A 16,263-nucleotide genomic window follows, 5' to 3' on the forward strand; every position below is an offset into this window, starting at 1 on the left:
TGCTGCCGGCCGGAGGCCGGACGCCGAGGCCCGTGCGGGCCCGAGCGGGGCGTCCGGATCATTCTGTCATGTCGATATTTGCGCTTTCATGCCAATTACTGACTTGATCGATTCAGCCTTTGAATCGATCGGCCGCGACGCGCGGGGCGCGGCTGGCCGACGATGCCGGCGTGCAATTCGCGCACGCAGTCGAGGAAGGCCTGCCGCTGCCGGCTTCGTCGGCGTTCGGCGGCCATGTGTCGCTCGACGACGTGCTCGCGAGCGTGCGCGGCGCGGCGACGCCGGCATTGGCGCTGAAGAACTGACCGCGCCACGCGGTCGCCCGCCCGGCGGGATGCTGGCGATATTTTTACCCGGATGATATTGACATCCAATTTATACCCGGATGAAAATAGCGCCATTCCGATTCCTGCCTGCGGGCGACCACGATGACAATCTCCACGCTTCTTCCTTCGTACACGGTGTTCGACGGCCACCGGCGGCTCGCGACGGGCCCGCTCGCGTCGGTCGCGCTCGCGGCCCGGCAGGCCGGCGACGCGAGCGCCGGCACGATCCTGATCTTCGACGACGCGACCGGCCGCTCGATCGACCTCGACCTGCGCGGCACGCCGGACGAGATCCGCGCGCGCTTCGCGCCGCCGTCGGGCGACGACGTATCCACAACGGTCGGCGAGCCGGCCGGGGCGGGCGAACCGCGCGGCCGCGGCCGGCCGAAGCTCGGTGTCGTGTCGCGCGAGGTCACGCTGCTGCCGCGTCACTGGGAATGGCTTGCCGCGCAGCCGGGCGGCGCGTCCGTCGCATTGCGCAAGCTCGTCGAGGACGCGCGGCGCACGCATGCGGCGGCCGATCGTCTGCGCGACGCGCAGGCGCGCGCCTACCACTTCATGTCGGCGATGGCGGGCGACCTGCCCGGTTTCGAGGAGGCCGCGCGCGCGCTGTATGCGAACGACCTGGCGCGGCTCGCCGGGCTGATCGCCGGCTGGCCGGACGACGTGCGCGACCATGCGCTCGCACTGGCGCGCGGCGATCTGCCGCCGTCCACCGACGACTGCTGAAAGGAGCTTCCGACGCAATGACCGTATTCGACCTGAACCGCGGCGCGATCGCGCCGGTGGCCGACGAGGCCGATCTCGTCGACCTGCGCGTGACCGGTGCCGTCCCGCACGATCTCGACGGCACGTTGCTGCGCAACGGCCCGAATCCGCCGGGCGGCCGCTTCGAAGGGAACGACGTGCTGTCGTGGTGGCCGGAAGCCGCGATGCTGCACGCGATCGCGTTCGAAGGCGGCCGCGCGACCGGCTACCGGAACCGCTGGGCGCGCACGCAACGCTGGGCCGCCGTGCATGCACCCGGGCAGGCGCCGCATCTTCCCGACACCAATCCGAACGTGAACGTGCTGCAGCATGCGGGCGAATTGCTTGCGCTGGCCGAGGGCGGCGCGCCGCTCGCGATCACGGCCGCGCTCGATTCGCTCGGCGCGCCGGCGCGGCACGCGGGCTTCGGCGGCGGGATGACCGCGCATCCGAAGGTCGATCCGGTAACGGGCGAGCTGATTTCCTTTCGTGCGGACTGGCGTGCGCCGTGGCTGCGCTACGGCGTGGCCGACGCGGAGGGCGTGCAGCGCGTCGAGATCGAAATCGACCTGAACGCGCCGTCGATGATGCACGACCTCGCGATCACCGAAACCCGCAGCCTGCTGCTCGACCTGAACGTCGGCTACGACTTCTCGCTGCTGAAGCAGGGCCACCGGATGCCGCTGCGCTGGCACGACGACCGGCCCGCGCGCATCGGCGTGATCCCGCGCCACGGCGGCGCGGTGCGCTGGTTCGGCATCGAGCCGTGCTTCATCCAGCACGTCGTGAACGCGTACGACTGCGACGCATCGTGCATCGTGCTCGATGCGGTGCGTTATCCGTGGTTCCTGCGGCTCGACGCGCGCACGGGCCGCTTCGCCGACAACCCGGTCGGCGAGCTGTGGCGCTACGTGATCGATACGGCGAACGGGCTGATCGACGAAGGGCCGCTCGCCGACGGCGGCATCGAGATGCCGCGCATCAACGAAAGCCGCACGGGGCGCCGCTACCGCTACCTGTATGCGGTGGAACAGCCGAACAATGCGGAAATGCGCGGCGTGATGCGCTTCGACCACGCGAGCGGCACGACGACGCGCTATGCGGTGCCGGCCGGCGACCAGAACAGCGAGCCGGTGTTCGTGCCGCGCCCGGGCGGCGTCGACGAGGACGACGGCTGGCTGCTGGTGATGGTCTACCGCGCGGCGACCGACACCAGCGACTTCGTGATCCTCGATGCGCGCGCGATCGACGCGGGGCCGGTCGCGACCGTGCACCTGCCGCGCCGCGTGCCGGCCGGGTTCCACGGCGCGTGGGTGCCGCGCGAGCGTTGAACGTGCGCGGCGGCGCGCGTCACTGCGCGCGCAGCGCGTCGACGATCTTCAGCCGCGCGGCGCGCATCGCCGGCAGGAATCCGCCGACGAGCCCCATCACGAGCGAGAACAGCAGCGTCTTCACGACGATCGCGGGCGTCAGCACGAAGCGGAACGACAGGTCCGCGAAGGTCTGGAAGTTGGTCGTCGAGAACGACGCGAACTGCATCAGCGACGCGCACGCGAGCCCCGCGACGCCGCCGACGAAGCCGAGCAGCAGCGCTTCCAGCAGGAACGCGGCGAGCACGTTCGTGCGCTTGAAGCCGAGCGCGCGCAGCGTGCCGATCTCGGCGACGCGGTTCGCGACCGATGCGTACATCGTGATCATCGCGCCGATCATCGCGGCGATCGAGAAGATCGTCGACAGCGTGATGCCGAGGATGTTGATGAACTTCGACAGCGCCTTCGACTGGTCGCCGTAGAAAGTCTGCTCGCGTTTCGCCTCGTCGGTCAGCCGCGGGTCGACGTCGATGTCGGCCTTGAAGCGCGCGAAGCCGTCGGCGCCCGGGATGCGCAGCACCATCGACGAATAGCTGGTGCGCCGGAACGACTGCATCAGCTGGTCGACGTCGCCCCAGATCTCCGAATCGAAGCCGCTGCCGCCCGCGTCGAAGATGCCGACGATGGTCCAGTCGCGCTGCGCGAAATGCAGGCTGTCGCCGAGCTGCGTGCCGCTGAAGCCTTTCGCGATCGCGCTGCCGACGATGATTTCCGACGAGCCGGGCGCGAACATGCGGCCGGCGGCGAGCGTCACGTGCGGGCGCAGCGCGAGGCCGGCCGGCGACACGCCGCGGATCACGACGTTCGAAGGCTTGCCGGTCGATGTCTTCACCAGCGAGATCAGCACGACCGCTTCCTTCGACACGAGCGGCCGGCCGTCGGGGCCGGGTGCGACGGCCGGGTGCATCTCGAGCGCGTTGGCCTGCTGATGGTCGATCGAGCTCTGGATCTCGGTTTCGGCGCCCTTGCGGATCACCACCGCGTTGTCGGGTTCGCCGGTCGAGACGAGCGTCTTCGTGAGCCCCGCGTCGAGCATCTGCACCGTCGCGAACACGAAGATCACGAGCGCCATCCCGCCGGCGGTCAGCGCGGTGGTGAGCCGCCGGGTCCACAGGTTGCGCGCGATGTAGTTGAGCGGGATGGCCATGCGTGTCGTTACCCGATTGCCCGCAGGCCTTCGACCACGCGCACGCGCGCCGCCTGCCACGCCGGCACGATCGCGGCCGCGAAGCCGACCGCGACCGAGCACGCGGCCTGCAGCGCGACCGTCCCGGTCGACACCTTGAACACCGGGAAGATGCCGCCTGCCGCCTGCTTGAACAGGCTCGCGGCGGGCGGTGTCGCGAGGATCCCGAGCCCGCCGCCGGCCACTGCGATCACGACCGATTCGCCGAACACGATCAGCGCGAGGAACCCGGGGCCGAAGCCGAGCGCCTTCAACGTCGCGTATTCGGCCGTGCGTTCGCGCGCGCTCATCGCCATCGCGTTGGCCATCACGGCCATGATGATCAGGATCACCACGTACGACACCACGCGGATCGCCGCGATGATCTGGTTCGACATCGCGACGAAGCCGAGCTGGAACGCCTGCTCGGTTTCGGTCAGCGTCTCGGCGAGCGAGTTCCTGAACACCGCGTCGACGTTGCGTGCGATCGCCGCGCCGTCGTCGGGGTTCGCGACGCCGAGCACGAATACGCCGACCTGGTCGGCCTGCTTCGGCGTGCGCTGCCGCACCGTCTCGTTCAGGTATTCCCAGTGAAACACCAGCTGGCGCGTGATCGTCGAATCGTCGCGGCCGTCGAGAATCCCGCGCACGACGAAGTCCCACGTACCCGGATAGATCGTGCCCTTCAGCGGGATCACGTCGCCGACCTTGAAGCCGAACTGATCCGCGAGCTGGCGCCCGACCAGGCAGCCGCGCCGGTCGCGGTTGTAGTCGGCGCGCTGCTGCCCGGGCACGATGAATTCCGGGTACAGGTCGAGGTAGTTGTCCGATACGGCGAAGCTCGCGAAGAAGTTCTTCGGGTCGCGGTAGATGCCGCCGAACCAGTTGGAGCGCACCACGGCCGTTACGCCTTCGACGCCGCGGATCCGGTTCTCGTAGCTCACCGGCAGCGGAAACACGAGCGAGATCGCGTTGCGCGTGACGAGCCGCCCGCTGGACGCGGCGGCCGCACCCGCGTACCACGCGTCGACCACCGTATGCAGCAGCCCGAACGCGAGCACCGCGATGGTGAGCCCGAGCACGGTCAGCAGCGTGCGCAGCCGGTGCCGCAGCGCGTTGCGCGCGATCAGCTTCAGCACGTACATCGCACGCGCTCCCGCAGCCGGTCAGCCGGCGTGCCCATCGATCAGCTCCCCTTTTTCCAGGTGCACGAGCGAGCGCGCGGCGCCGGCCGCGTGCGCGTCGTGGGTCACCATGATGATCGTCTTGCCGAGCTCGGCGTTCATCCGCTGCAGCATCGCGAGCACGTCGGTGGCCGACGCGCGGTCGAGGTCGCCGGTCGGCTCGTCGGCGACGATCAGCACGGGGTCGGTGATCAGCGCGCGCGCAATCGCGACGCGCTGCTGCTGGCCGCCCGACAGCTCGGACGGGTAGTGGCTCGTGCGGTCGCCGAGGTTCACCATGTCGAGCACGAGCTCGACGCGCTCGCGCCGCTCGCGGCGCGACAGGTGCGTGAGCATCAGCGGCAGCTCGACGTTCTCGAACGCGGTGAGCACCGGCATCAGGTTGTAGAACTGGAAGATGAAGCCGACGTTCGCCGCGCGCCACTCGGCCAGTTGCGCCTCCGCGAGCAGCGAGATGTCGAGCCCGCCCACGCGCAGCTCGCCGCTGTCGGGCCGGTCGATGCCGGCCACGAGGTTCAGCAGCGTGCTCTTGCCGGAGCCGGACGGCCCCATCAGCGCGACGAAGTCGCCTTCGCCGATGTCGAGCGTGATGTCGGTCAGCACGGGCACGATCTGGTTGCCGCGCCGGTACGACTTCGCGACGTGGCTGAGCTCGACGAGGGGCGGCGGGGCGTCGTTCACGCGTGCGTTACTTCTTCGCGACGGTCACTTTCGCGCCGTCGTTCAGCTTCGTGCCCGGCGCGAGCACGACCGTGTCGCCGGGCTTCACGCCGCGGATCGCGACGAGCTCGCCGATCCGCATGCCGGCGGTCACGGCCGTTGCATGCACGACGTCGTCCTTCACGACGAACACGATCGGCCGGCCGTCGCGCTCGACCACCGCGCTCGCCTGCACGGCCGTCACGGGCTGCCGGTCCTGCGCCGACACCGGCTTCGACAGGAACGCGATCTTCGCGCTCATGTCGGGCAGCACGCGCTCGTCGCGGTCGACGAAGCGCACCTTCACGAGCACGGTGGCCTTCGAGCGGTCGACGGTCGGCACGATGCGCGACACGCGGCCCGCGAAGCGCATGTCGGGCAGCGCATCGAGCTGGATCTCGCACGGCTGCTCGGCGCGGATCTTCGCGATGTTCGATTCGGCGACGTCGGCCTCGACCTCGAGCGTGTCCATGTCGGCGATCGTCACGACCGCGCCCTTGCTGTCCGACGCGGACGAGAACGGCGTGATGTTGTCGCCGACGTTCGCGTGTTTCGCGAGCACGATGCCGTCGAACGGCGCGCGGATCACCGTCTGGTCGACCGCGACCTGCGCGGCCTGCGCGTTGGCGTCGGCGGACGCGATCGCGGCCTCGCCGCTGCTGAGCGATGCGCGCGCCTTGTTCACGCGGGCCGTATCGATGTCGAGCTGCGCGGCCGGCACGGCGCCCTTCGGCGCGAGCGCCGCGGTGCGGCGCAGCGCGATTTCGGCGTCCTTCAGCTCGGCCTGCTGCACGCCGAGGTTCGCGCGGGCGACCTTCACCTGGGCGAGCGCCTGCGAGAGCGACGCCTCGACGTCGCGGCTTTCGAGCCGCGCGATGATTTCGTCCTTCTTCACGCGCGTGCCTTCCAGCACGCCGAGCCATTCGACGCGCCCCTGGCCCTTCGACGCGACCGCGGCCTTGCGCTGCGGCACGACGTAGCCGGTCGCATTGAGCTGCGTGTCGTTCTGGTATGGGTAGGCGGACGTGACGGTGGTGGTGTCGACGGCCGGCCGGCCGGTCAGCGCGAGGCCGGCGGCGATCGCGACGACGACGATCGCGGCGGCGGCCGCATAGCGGGGCCACCGGCGCGGGCGGGGCGCCGATGCGAGCGGACGCCGGTCGATTTTCAGTTTGTCCAGATTGTGATCGGGCAATTTGAGCGCCTCGAGACGGCGGCGGCCCTGTGTCGGTATCGGGGCCGGCCGCGATCCGGTTTCCGGGGAAAGGGACGGATGGACGCCAGTATAAGCGTCGCCTCGGCGGCGTGCGAGCGCGTTCGCGGCGCCGCGGCTGCGGCGGCCGAACCGGTCACGGACAGGGAAATACGGGTACGCCTCCGGGGAAACCCGAAGGGTGCAAGCAACGTGTCAACTCGTCGCGAATGCGGTGCGTTATGGAACCAGTGCGTCAGGTTTTGTCGCGACGGAACGGCGGAAGCCGGCCTCGCGGCCTGGGGCTCCGATGCGAATGCCTCGCATCTTTACTTACCGGTACGTTTGATTTTTTCTCCGCTAAAGGAAGAACAATGAAGAAGACGCTCGCTTCGATCATCGCTGCAGCATTCGCGCTCGCATCGGTTTCGGCATTCGCACAGGAAGCAGCATCGGCACCGGCTGGCGACACGTCGGCTGCCGCACCCGCCAAGAAGGATCACAACAAGCCGAAGCACCAGCTGAAGCACCACGGTTCGAAGAAGGGCCAGGCGAAGGCTGCAGCCGCATCGGCCGCCGGCACGAACGACGCAGGCGCGCAGAACTGAGCGGCTTGCCGCCACGGCCGGCGTTGCCGGCCATCGGTCGGCCAACCCCGCATGCTCCGGCATGCGGGGTTTTGTTTTTTCAGGGGCTCGATTCGCCCGGTTCGTCGACCCGGACGGGCGGCGGCGCGCGCATCGCGTCGACCACCGTGCGCATGCGCCGCCAGTGCGAGCCTTCCCAGAACACGCGCCGGCACACGTCGCACGCGGCGAAGCGCCGGTGCCGCTGCCGGACGCCGGCCGGCACGCGCGGCGCGGCGGCGGCCGCGTCGAGCGGATGCAGCGGGGCATTGCAGCGCAGGCATAACCGGAACGGGCGCATGTGCGGCGCCAGATCGAGCCGCTCGAACAGTTCGCGCAGCTGGTCGGCCGGCTGCAGCGCGTGCAGGTAGCAGCCGCGCTCGACCGCACGCCGCTTGAGCAGCTCGCGGTCGCGGGTCAGCACGATCCGGCCCTCGCGCGCGGCGAGCGCCGCCAGTTCGTCGTCGCGGTAGTGGTTGTCGTAGCAGGTGTCGAAGCCCGCGAGGCGCAGCAGTTGCGCGAGGCCGCCGAGATGCGCGTCGGCGACGAAGCGCCATTGCGCCGGCAGCGGCGCGGCGACTCCGCGGGCTGCTGGTTGCGCGCGCTCCGGAAAGGCTTCGACCCGGTCGCCGTCGTCGAGCGGCCGGTCGAGCGCGGCCGGCACGTCGTTGATGCACAGCCGGCCGATTTCGGTATGCGGGACGCCGAGCGCCTCGATCGCGTGCTTCACCGTCGCATCGCGCGCGCAGGCGTGCCCGAACGCGCGGTCGCGCTGCGCGCGCGGGAGAAAGGCGTTCAGTTCGTCGTGGAAGCGGAAGGTCGCGGTCGCCATGCGCGCAGTATGGCACCGCGCATGGCCGGCCGCGTGCCCTGCAGGCACCCCGTATCTGTGTTTAACTCCCCGCTTCACGGAGCGAAGGAGCGGGAAATGGATCTCGGATTTATCGGGCTGGGCGAAATGGGGCAGGCAATCGCGACGAACCTGCTGAAGGCCGGACACACGGTGCGGGTCTGGAACCGGTCGCGCGAGCGCGCCGAGCCGCTGGCCGCGGTCGGCGCGCAGATCGTCGACACGCCGGCCGACGCGTTTCGCGGCGACGCGGTGTTCTCGATGCTGGCCGACGATGCCGCCGCCCGCGAGATCTTCGACGAAACGCTGCTCGCGCAGGCGCCGCGCGGCCTGATCCACGTCAACATGGCGACGGTGTCGGTTGCGCTGGCCGAATCGCTCGCGCACGCGCATGCGTCGCGCGGCATCCATTACGTCGCCGCGCCGGTGATGGGGCGCCCCGATGTCGCGGCCGCCGCGCGCCTGACGATCATGGCGGGCGGCCCGGCCGAGGCGATCGACCGCGTGCAGCCGCTGTTCGACGCGATCGGCCAGAAGACCTGGCGGTTCGGTTCGCTGCCGCAGCACGCGAACGTCGCGAAGATCGCCGCGAACTTCACGCTCGCGTCGGCGATCGAGACGCTCGGCGAGGCGTCCGCGCTGCTGGGCGCGCACGGGGTCGCGATGCGCGACTTCCTCGACGTGATCACCGGCAGCGTGTTTCCGGGGCCCGTCTACGAGGGTTACGGCTCGATGATCGCCGAGCGGCGCTACGAGCCTGCGCGCTTCAAGGCGCGCCTCGGGCTGAAGGACGTTCGCCTGGCGCTGGAAGCCGGCGACGCCGTGTCGGTGCCGCTGCCGGTGGCGAGCGTCGTGCGCGACAACCTGCTCGACGCGCTTGCGCACGGCGGCGGCGAACAGGATTTCGCGGTGCTCGGCGAAGTCGCGCAGCGCCGCGCGGGCCGCTGATCCGCCCGCGACAGAAGTCGGGCGCACCGGCATAATCGATGTTTCGTTTTCCTTGCATCGAGGCAGAGGCGGTCATGAACTTGCATACGTGGTGGCTTTTCGTGGCGACGGTGTTCGTCGTGTCGGCGATTCCGGGCCCGAACATGCTGCTGGTGATGACGCACGGCGCGCGCCACGGGCTGCGCCGTTCGGCATGGACGATGGCAGGCTGCCTCTCCGCGCTGGTGCTGATGCTGTCGGTGTCGGCGGCCGGCCTCGGGGCCGTGCTCGAGGCTTGGCCGGCGATGTTCAACACGTTGCGCTTCGCGGGCGCGGCCTACCTGATCTACCTCGGCGTGAAGGCGTGGCGCGCACGCGTGGACGACGAGCAGCCTGCCGCCGACGTCGAAACCGTGTCGCGCCAGGCCACGCCGGCATCGCGCGGGGTGCTGTTCCGCAACGGTTTCCTGGTCGCGGGCAGCAACCCGAAGGCGATCCTGTTCGCGGCCGCGCTGCTGCCGCAGTTCATCAACGCGGCCGAGCCGACGCTGCCGCAATTCGGCATTCTCGTCGTCACGTTCGCGGTGATCGAGGTGAGCTGGTATCTCGTCTACGCGTCGTTCGGCACGCGCATCGGCGCGACGCTGAAGAGCCAGAGCGTGGCGAAGATCTTCAACCGGCTGACGGGCGGGCTGTTCGTCGGCTTCGGTGCGATGATGGCGCTGGTCCGTCACTGATTTCGATCCGACGCCGGTACGCGGAACGCCCCGTCCCTCGCCAGAGGGCGGGGCGTTCCGCTTTTGGGGGCTCGCTTCACGCGCGCGGGCGAGTCAACGCCGCTGCGCCGGCTTCGCGTCCGGCCGAGAGCCCGAAGACGGCGGCCGCGCCGGCGAACGCGAACCCGACGCCGCACACCGCGCTCCATCCGCCCCACGCCCACGCACTGCCGGCGAGCGCCGCGCCGAGCGCGCCGCCGATGAAGAACAGCCCGACGAACAGCCCGTTCAGGCGGCCGCGTGCGGCCGGGTTCAGCAGGTTGATCGCGCGCCGGCCGATCGTCTGGTCGACGATTACGCCCGCGTCGAGCAGCGCCGCGCCGCCGGCCAGCAGCGCGAGCGCGAGGCCGCGATGCGCGTGCGCGTCGAAGCCGAACCAGCCGGCACCCGCGATCCCGAGCAGGGCGAGCGCTACGAGCATCGTGCCGTGCGCGATCCGCTGCGCGGTCGGCCCGTGACCGCGGTCGCCGGCGCGGCCCGCGAGCGGCGTGACGATCGCGCCGCTCGCGCCGGCGAACGCGAACCATGCGATCCCGTGCAGGTCGAGGCCGAACGGCGGCTGCGCGAGCCGCAGCCCGACCGCGGTCCAGAATGCGCTGAACGCGGCCATCGCGAGCGCGGCCGACAGCGCATGCCGGCGCAGCACCGGCTCGTCGGCCAGCAGGCGCCCCATCGACGCGAGCAGCGCGCGGTAGCCGGCCGTGATCGACGGCGTGCGCGACGGCAGGCGCAGGGCCAGCACGACGGCGATGGCAGCGTTCGCAAGCGCGGCCAGCAGATAGAAGCCGTGCCAGCCGGCCGAGCCCGCGATCAGGCTCGCGAGCGGCCGCGACAGCAGGATGCCGAGCATCAGCCCGCTCATCACGTTGCCGACCGCGCGGCCGCGCTGCGCCTCGGGCGCCATCGCCGCGGCCATCGGCACGAGCATCTGGATCACGCTCGATGCGGCACCGGCCACGAGGGTGGCGAGCAGGAACACGGTGCCCGACCGCGTGAACGCGGGCAGCGCGAGTGCAGCCGCGCATGCGGCCAGCGTCGCGACGATCAGGCGGCGGTTCTCGAGCAGGTCGACGAGCGGCACGAGCAGTACGAGCCCGGCCGCGTAGCCGAGCTGCGGCAACATCGCGACGAGGCCGGCAAGGCCGGGCGGCAGATGCAGATCGGCGCTGATCGGGCCCGTCAGCGGTTGCGCGGCGAACAGGTCCATCACGATCACGCCGACCGTCGCGGCGAAGAACAGCGTCATGCCCGCGCTCAACGCGGGCGGCGTGCCGGCGGGCGCGCTTTCGGGCGTCCGGACGGCGGCGGGGCAAGGGTTGGCGGGGCAGTTCATCGGAAGCCTGGCGAGTGGGTCGAAGGAGTCCCCATCGTAGGTGCCCGATGTTTATGCGACAATTGAAATATCTCTAACATGATTATGCGAGTTTGTTTTGAATACGCGTGATCTCCAGGCGTTCGTCGCGGTGGTCGACAGCGGGTCGATGGTCGCTGCGGCCGCGAAGCTCCACCTGACGCAGCCGGGCCTGACGCGGCGCGTGCAGAATCTCGAAACGCTGCTCGGCATGCCGCTGCTCGAACGGCAAAGCAAGCCGCTGAAGCCGACTGCCGCCGGGCGCGACGTCTACGCGCTCGCGCGCAACGTGCTGGGCGCGGTCGACGAGCTGATGGCGGCGGGCGCGCCGGACAGCGAGCCGTCCGGCGAGCTGCGCATCGGCGTGCCGCCGTTCCTGTCCGAGCTGGCGCTCGAGCAGCCGATCGACCGGCTGCGCGACGCGTTCGGGCGCCTCACGCTGCGCGTGACGGCCGGCTGGTCGCCGGCGCTGATGCAGGGCGTCGAGCGCGGCACGCTCGACGTCGCGGCCGTGATGGTGCCGGCGAGTTCGGTACTGCCCGATACGTTCACGTCGACGCTGCTCGGCACCCAGCCGACGGTGCTCGTCGCCGCGCGCGACTTTCCGCTGCCCGACGGCCCGTTGTCGATCGACACGCTGTCGCGTTTTCCGTGGGTGCTGAGCCAGGACGGCTGCGGGATGCGTTCGGCGCTGAGCCGCACGCTCGGCGCGGCCGGGCTGCCGTTCGACGTCGCGGTCGAGGCGTTCGGCTCGGAGCTGCAGCTGTCGCTCGTCGCGCGCGGCGCGGGCATCGGCATCGCCGCGCCGAACGCGCTGGCGCGCAGCGCGCACCGCGACGCGCTGAGGGTGGTGGAAACGGCGGGACTGGAGACGCGGATCAACGTGTGGATCGTGCACGGCGCGCTGCCGGGCCGGCTGGTGCGGCCCGTCGCGCTGCTGCGCGATGCGCTCGGCGAAGTGCTCGACCGGGAAAACAGGGTGGGGTCAGATGCAGTGAAGGCGATCTAGAGTCGGCATTCGAGGGAAAGTCCGTATTTTCTCTACGGAAATGTTGCATTGCGGAAACCGATTCGCTAGAATTGCACCTGTCTCCTCCATGTCTCCTCTGATATGGATTCAGCCCGCCTCTTAGGCGGGCTTTTTTTTGCCTGCGATTTTGCCGCGGCATGCCATGCGTCGTCCGTCGCGACGCTCAGAACTTGTACGTCATCCCGACGTAGCTGATGATCGGGTCGGCCTTCAGGTCCGATTTCGATTCCGAGAGCACCGTGCCGTCGGCCGCCTTGATCGTCACCGTCGACGTCGTCTTCAGCGGGATGTACGTCACCGACGCGATCAGCCCGAAATGCTCGGTCATGTTGTACTGCAGGCCGGCGTTGAACACTGGCTGCCATGACGACGACGCCTTCGCCTCCACCGATGTCGTACCCGGCTTGCCCGCGCCCGCCGCGAGAATCGCGCCGAGGTTGTCCTGGGTCTGCTTGATGAAGTTCGTGTTGAGCTGAAGGTCACTGAACCAGTTGTACGACACGCCGAGGCCGAGGAACGGCCGGAACTTCGCGGTGGCCTGCCCGAAGTAGTACTGCAGCAGCACGGCCGGGCTCCACTGCCGCACGCTCTTCACGATCGGGTTGACCGACGCGAGCCCGATGTTCTGCGTGCCGAGCGCGCCGGCCGGGCCGGGCGGCTTGATCGTGCCCTGGCCCGACACCTTGAACACCGGCGGCACGCCGGCCACCGACGTGACCGCGATGTGGTCGGTCAGGAAGTGGCTGACCGTCAGGCCGACGGTGTCGGCGCCGCTCGTGTGCAGCCCGGTGCCCGGCGACGTGAACGACGGCGGCAGCCGCAGCGGCGTGTTGATCGGTGTCGGTGCGACGTTGGTCGTCATCGGCGTGCTGCTCTGCTGCGGCATCACGTGGAACCAGCCCAGCGTGACGACGTTGCTGCCGGCGCTCTGCGCGTGCGCCGCGAGCGGCGCCAGCACGGCGGCGCCGGCCGCCGCGCAGCGTAAGGTTCTCTTCATCACGGCATTCCCCTCCGCTTACTGGACGAACGCGCCGATCGTGAAATACGGCGTCGATCCTGCGTTGTCGAGGAACCCGAACACGCCACCCGTGAAGATGAACTTGCCGGTCGGCGTCGTGCTGCTGGCACCCGTGTGGATCGTCGTGACCGTGCCCGGCACCTTCTGCGTGTAGTCGAGATCGAGCGCGGTCGCGAGCGAGGCCTGCGACGCGTTGAACGGATCGAGCAGCGTCGCCTGGTTGTTTGCCAGCGCCGTGGTGCGGTAGTCGAACTGGCTGTCCACGCCGATGTACTCGCCGTTCTGCGAGCCGACCGCGACCGTCGTCTGCGGCGCGAGGATCGAGATGCTCGACTCGTCGTCGGCGGTGAGGCCCGGCACCCCGTTGCTGTCGGGCGTCGGGTTCGGGTTCGCCACCCCGGTGCGCACGAGGATCGGCACGAGCTGGTTGCGCAGCTTGCCGACGATCATGAAGGCCTTGCCCTGCGGCGTCGCCGACAGCGTCGGTTTCAGCTGGCTCGCATAGTTGTTCGACTGGAATGCGCCGCTGCCGTCCGCCGACTGCACGAAGTTCGTGCCTCGCTGCGTGCACGCGCCGCCGGCGAACTGGCCGGTCGAGTCGCACTTGGTCCAGGTGCCGTCGGCGTTGATCGTCACCTTCGCGTCGATCGATGCCGGCGCGAAGTTCTGCGACGGCACTTCACCGAAGCCCGTGTGACTGTACGTGCCCGCCACCTTCGTGATGTCGGTTTCGATCGACGAGAAGCCGATGAACGGGTAGTACGGGAATTTCGTGTCGGGCACCGCGGCCTGGCCGAGCACGCCGTTGAACTGGATCTCCTTGCCGGGAATCGTGCCGCCCGCGACGCCCATGCCGACGAAGATGCGCGCCGGGCGCGACGGATCGAGGCTCGCGCCGTTCAGGCGGAATGCGCACTGGTTCAGCTTGTTGGTCGGCAGCAGCGTTTCCTGCGTGAGCGTGCCGCTGTCGACGGTACCCGCGCGGGTCGGCACGACGGTGCCGGTCGTTTGCGGAACCGGTGATTCGACATAGGTGACCTGCCAGGTCATCTTGGTCGTGTCGAGCTGGACCTTGGCGAGCTCGCCGCTGCCTGCGCCGCCCGTAAACACGGTGGTGTAGTCGAGCGACGCAGGGCAGAGCCGGTCTTCGACGAGCGGGGGCGGATTGTCGCCGCCGCTGCCGCTGCCGCCGCAGGCAGAAAGAAGGGGGGCGGCAAGGGCCGCCGCCAGAATGAGGTTGCGCTTCATGTTGCTCCTCCAGATTTGTCTTGTGCGGCGGCCAGCTCCCTGTCGGCCGCTTCTGTTGCTTGTGCTCGTCCTGCCTGCGCCGTGCCGCGCGCTCGTGCGTCACGCGACGGCGGCCAGCCCGCCGTCGCGTCCTCGTCCGCTACTTGCTGATCTGCGCGCCCACGCCGAAGTACGGTGTCGACGAAGTCGTCGAGTTCGCCGACGTCGACGTGACGCCGCCGTTCACCGTGCCCTGGATCAGCGCCGCGTACAGCCCGCCCGTTGCGATCACCACGCCCGATGCGGACGGGTAGGACGCGCCGCTCGGCGGTGTCGTCTTCGCGTTCAGCAGGCCCGGCGTCGCCTGGCCGTAGTCGAGCGTGAAGCCGTCTTCCTCGACCTGCGTGCTCGGGTTGATGAACGACGCGTTGCTGCCGCGGATCAGGGCCGCCGTGTACTTGAAGTTCGAGTCCGCGCCCGCGTAGCCGCCGTCGATCGCGCCCGACTGGATCGCCGTTGCCGCGCCGAGCACCGCGATGCCCGATTCGTCGTCGACCTGCGCGTCGGTATGCAGCGGCGGCGTGCCGAGGTTCACGTTGCCCGTGCGTACGATCACCGGCACCGTCGCGCCGTTGAGCTGGCCGATCACCATATGCGCGGTGGCCGACTTGCCGGTCGCGCCGACGATCGGCAATTGCGTCTGCGGCAGCGTCTGCGGCGCCTTCGTGCTGTCGAAGTAGCCGCCGTTCGCGCTCGTCTTCCACGGGTCGCCGGTCGTCTGGCAGCCGCCCGAGCCGCTCGACGTGCACGCGCCGTTCGCATCGAACGTCTCGCTCGAGTTCGTGCCTTTCGTCGCGTAGTCGCCTGACGGCACCAGGTGGTAGATCAGCGCGTTGTACGTGCCAGGCAGCTTCGACAGGTCGGTCGTCGTGTTCGCGAAGCCGAGGAACGGATAGAAGTCGAAGTGACGGTTCGGCACCTTGCCGACGTCCTTGGCCACCACGATCGGCCCGATGGCGATCGTCAGCCCGTCGTACTGGATCGTCGCGCCGGGAATGCCGCCGCCCGCGACGCCCATGCCGACCAGCAGCATCGGCGGGTTCGCCTGGTTGAAGTCGGCGGCCGTCGAATACGTGGCGCCGCTCGGCGCCTTGCCCGTGCCCGGCGTCAGGATGAACGCGCAGCGCGTCTGCTCGGCGGTCGGCAGTGTGCCGGTCGGCGGGTGCATGACCGCACCGGTGATCGTCGTGCCGGCGCGGCTCGGCGTGACCGTGCCGGTCGCGAGCGGAATCGGCGATTCGAGCCACTTGAGCGTGTAGGTCATCGCCACGGCGTCGATGTTGACGCTGACGATCTCGCCGCTACCGGCGCCGCCGAGGTACGTGCTCTTCACGATGTCCGCGTTGGCCGGGCACAGCGCGCCGTTGACGGGCTGCGAAGGCGGCGGCCCTTGCGTGCCGCAGCTCGATCCGGAACATTGGGGCGCATTGATCGGCGCGGGTGCGCCGCCGTCCCCCCCACCACAGGCAACCAGGAAAGGGGCAATGGCAAAGGCCGTTGCCACCCCCTTCGATAAGGCGTGCGACATGCCGCTGTCTCCAATCGTTTAATTGTGCGAGCTAATGTCGCTGCCTGGATTTTTGCTGTCAATTGATGAACCCGTCTAAAAAAGGCGATTGAAACGGGCATCGTGTTTTGAATCCTTGTCCGACAGGGTATTCAGTAAGAATTAAAACGTGCGGCAGGCTGCCTGAAGCTGCCGGAGTGGGGAATGT

Annotated in this window: 15 protein-coding genes and 1 pseudogene; 7 read left to right on the forward strand and 9 right to left on the reverse strand. The window is 69.4% G+C overall.

Annotated elements, in window-relative coordinates:
- Nucleotides 1-125 precede the first annotated feature (125 nt).
- The 3 genes and pseudogenes from AB3K92_RS23460 to AB3K92_RS23470 all read left to right on the forward strand — a co-directional run.
- A pseudogene (locus tag AB3K92_RS23460) lies at nucleotides 126-305 on the forward strand (glutathione S-transferase); the annotation flags it as partial.
- A gap of 123 nt (nucleotides 306-428) precedes the next feature.
- Nucleotides 429-1,055 (forward strand): DUF2239 family protein, encoded by a 627-nt coding sequence (locus AB3K92_RS23465; protein WP_369465918.1) that lies wholly within the window; start codon nucleotides 429-431, stop codon nucleotides 1,053-1,055.
- Between the two features lie 17 nt (nucleotides 1,056-1,072).
- Nucleotides 1,073-2,404 carry a carotenoid oxygenase family protein gene (locus AB3K92_RS23470; RefSeq protein ID WP_369465920.1) on the forward strand — a complete coding sequence of 444 codons (1,332 nt, stop codon included), beginning with the start codon at nucleotides 1,073-1,075 and terminating at the stop codon, nucleotides 2,402-2,404.
- A 19-nt stretch (nucleotides 2,405-2,423) separates the two neighbouring features.
- Here the strand turns inward: AB3K92_RS23470 and AB3K92_RS23475 are convergent, their stop codons facing one another.
- From AB3K92_RS23475 to AB3K92_RS23490, 4 genes are read right to left on the reverse strand one after another with little or no spacing between them, the layout of a single operon-like run.
- Nucleotides 2,424-3,590: an ABC transporter permease gene (locus AB3K92_RS23475; RefSeq protein WP_021158597.1), complete on the reverse strand. Its 1,167-nt coding sequence runs from the start codon at nucleotides 3,588-3,590 to the stop codon at nucleotides 2,424-2,426.
- Nucleotides 3,591-3,598: 8 nt separating this feature from the next.
- Nucleotides 3,599-4,753, reverse strand: a complete 1,155-nt coding sequence (locus tag AB3K92_RS23480; protein WP_124842731.1) for an ABC transporter permease — start codon at nucleotides 4,751-4,753, stop codon at nucleotides 3,599-3,601.
- 21 nt (nucleotides 4,754-4,774) lie between these two features.
- Nucleotides 4,775-5,473 (reverse strand): ABC transporter ATP-binding protein, encoded by a 699-nt coding sequence (locus tag AB3K92_RS23485; RefSeq protein WP_027788609.1) that lies wholly within the window; start codon nucleotides 5,471-5,473, stop codon nucleotides 4,775-4,777.
- Between the two features lie 7 nt (nucleotides 5,474-5,480).
- Complete coding sequence (locus tag AB3K92_RS23490) at nucleotides 5,481-6,686, reverse strand: efflux RND transporter periplasmic adaptor subunit (RefSeq protein ID WP_369465923.1); 1,206 nt, start codon at nucleotides 6,684-6,686, stop codon at nucleotides 5,481-5,483.
- Between the two features lie 371 nt (nucleotides 6,687-7,057).
- Here AB3K92_RS23490 and AB3K92_RS23495 point away from each other — a divergent pair, with 371 nt between their 5' ends.
- Nucleotides 7,058-7,291, forward strand: a complete 234-nt coding sequence (locus AB3K92_RS23495) for a hypothetical protein (RefSeq protein ID WP_369465924.1) — start codon at nucleotides 7,058-7,060, stop codon at nucleotides 7,289-7,291.
- Nucleotides 7,292-7,370: 79 nt separating this feature from the next.
- Here the strand turns inward: AB3K92_RS23495 and AB3K92_RS23500 are convergent, their stop codons facing one another.
- On the reverse strand, nucleotides 7,371-8,141 hold the full coding sequence (locus tag AB3K92_RS23500) for a Mut7-C RNAse domain-containing protein (RefSeq protein ID WP_059490205.1): 771 nt from the start codon (nucleotides 8,139-8,141) through the stop codon (nucleotides 7,371-7,373).
- Nucleotides 8,142-8,162: 21 nt separating this feature from the next.
- On the opposite strand from AB3K92_RS23500, the gene AB3K92_RS23505 reads away from it, so the two are divergent.
- Both AB3K92_RS23505 and AB3K92_RS23510 read left to right on the forward strand, forming a co-directional pair.
- Complete coding sequence (locus AB3K92_RS23505; protein WP_369466853.1) at nucleotides 8,163-9,107, forward strand: NAD(P)-dependent oxidoreductase; 945 nt, start codon at nucleotides 8,163-8,165, stop codon at nucleotides 9,105-9,107.
- Nucleotides 9,108-9,181: 74 nt separating this feature from the next.
- Complete coding sequence (locus AB3K92_RS23510; RefSeq protein WP_021158591.1) at nucleotides 9,182-9,823, forward strand: LysE family translocator; 642 nt, start codon at nucleotides 9,182-9,184, stop codon at nucleotides 9,821-9,823.
- A gap of 76 nt (nucleotides 9,824-9,899) precedes the next feature.
- Here the strand turns inward: AB3K92_RS23510 and AB3K92_RS23515 are convergent, their stop codons facing one another.
- Nucleotides 9,900-11,195: an MFS transporter gene (locus AB3K92_RS23515; RefSeq protein WP_369465925.1), complete on the reverse strand. Its 1,296-nt coding sequence runs from the start codon at nucleotides 11,193-11,195 to the stop codon at nucleotides 9,900-9,902.
- A 97-nt stretch (nucleotides 11,196-11,292) separates the two neighbouring features.
- Here AB3K92_RS23515 and AB3K92_RS23520 point away from each other — a divergent pair, with 97 nt between their 5' ends.
- Nucleotides 11,293-12,222, forward strand: coding sequence for a LysR family transcriptional regulator (locus AB3K92_RS23520; RefSeq protein WP_021158589.1), 930 nt, complete (start codon nucleotides 11,293-11,295; stop codon nucleotides 12,220-12,222).
- A 184-nt stretch (nucleotides 12,223-12,406) separates the two neighbouring features.
- Here AB3K92_RS23520 and AB3K92_RS23525 read toward each other — a convergent pair whose 3' ends face one another.
- The 3 genes from AB3K92_RS23525 to AB3K92_RS23535 all read right to left on the reverse strand — a co-directional run bounded on the left by AB3K92_RS23525 (nucleotide 12,407) and on the right by AB3K92_RS23535 (nucleotide 16,076).
- Complete coding sequence (locus tag AB3K92_RS23525; protein ID WP_042974143.1) at nucleotides 12,407-13,240, reverse strand: OmpW family protein; 834 nt, start codon at nucleotides 13,238-13,240, stop codon at nucleotides 12,407-12,409.
- An 18-nt stretch (nucleotides 13,241-13,258) separates the two neighbouring features.
- Nucleotides 13,259-14,509, reverse strand: coding sequence for a DUF2957 domain-containing protein (locus AB3K92_RS23530; RefSeq protein WP_048025340.1), 1,251 nt, complete (start codon nucleotides 14,507-14,509; stop codon nucleotides 13,259-13,261).
- Nucleotides 14,510-14,648: 139 nt separating this feature from the next.
- Nucleotides 14,649-16,076, reverse strand: coding sequence for a DUF2957 domain-containing protein (locus AB3K92_RS23535; protein ID WP_111998739.1), 1,428 nt, complete (start codon nucleotides 16,074-16,076; stop codon nucleotides 14,649-14,651).
- Nucleotides 16,077-16,263: the final 187 nt, after the last annotated feature.

This window comes from Burkholderia sp. Bmkn7, from assembly GCF_041103175.1.
Lineage (GTDB): Bacteria > Pseudomonadota > Gammaproteobacteria > Burkholderiales > Burkholderiaceae > Burkholderia > Burkholderia cepacia.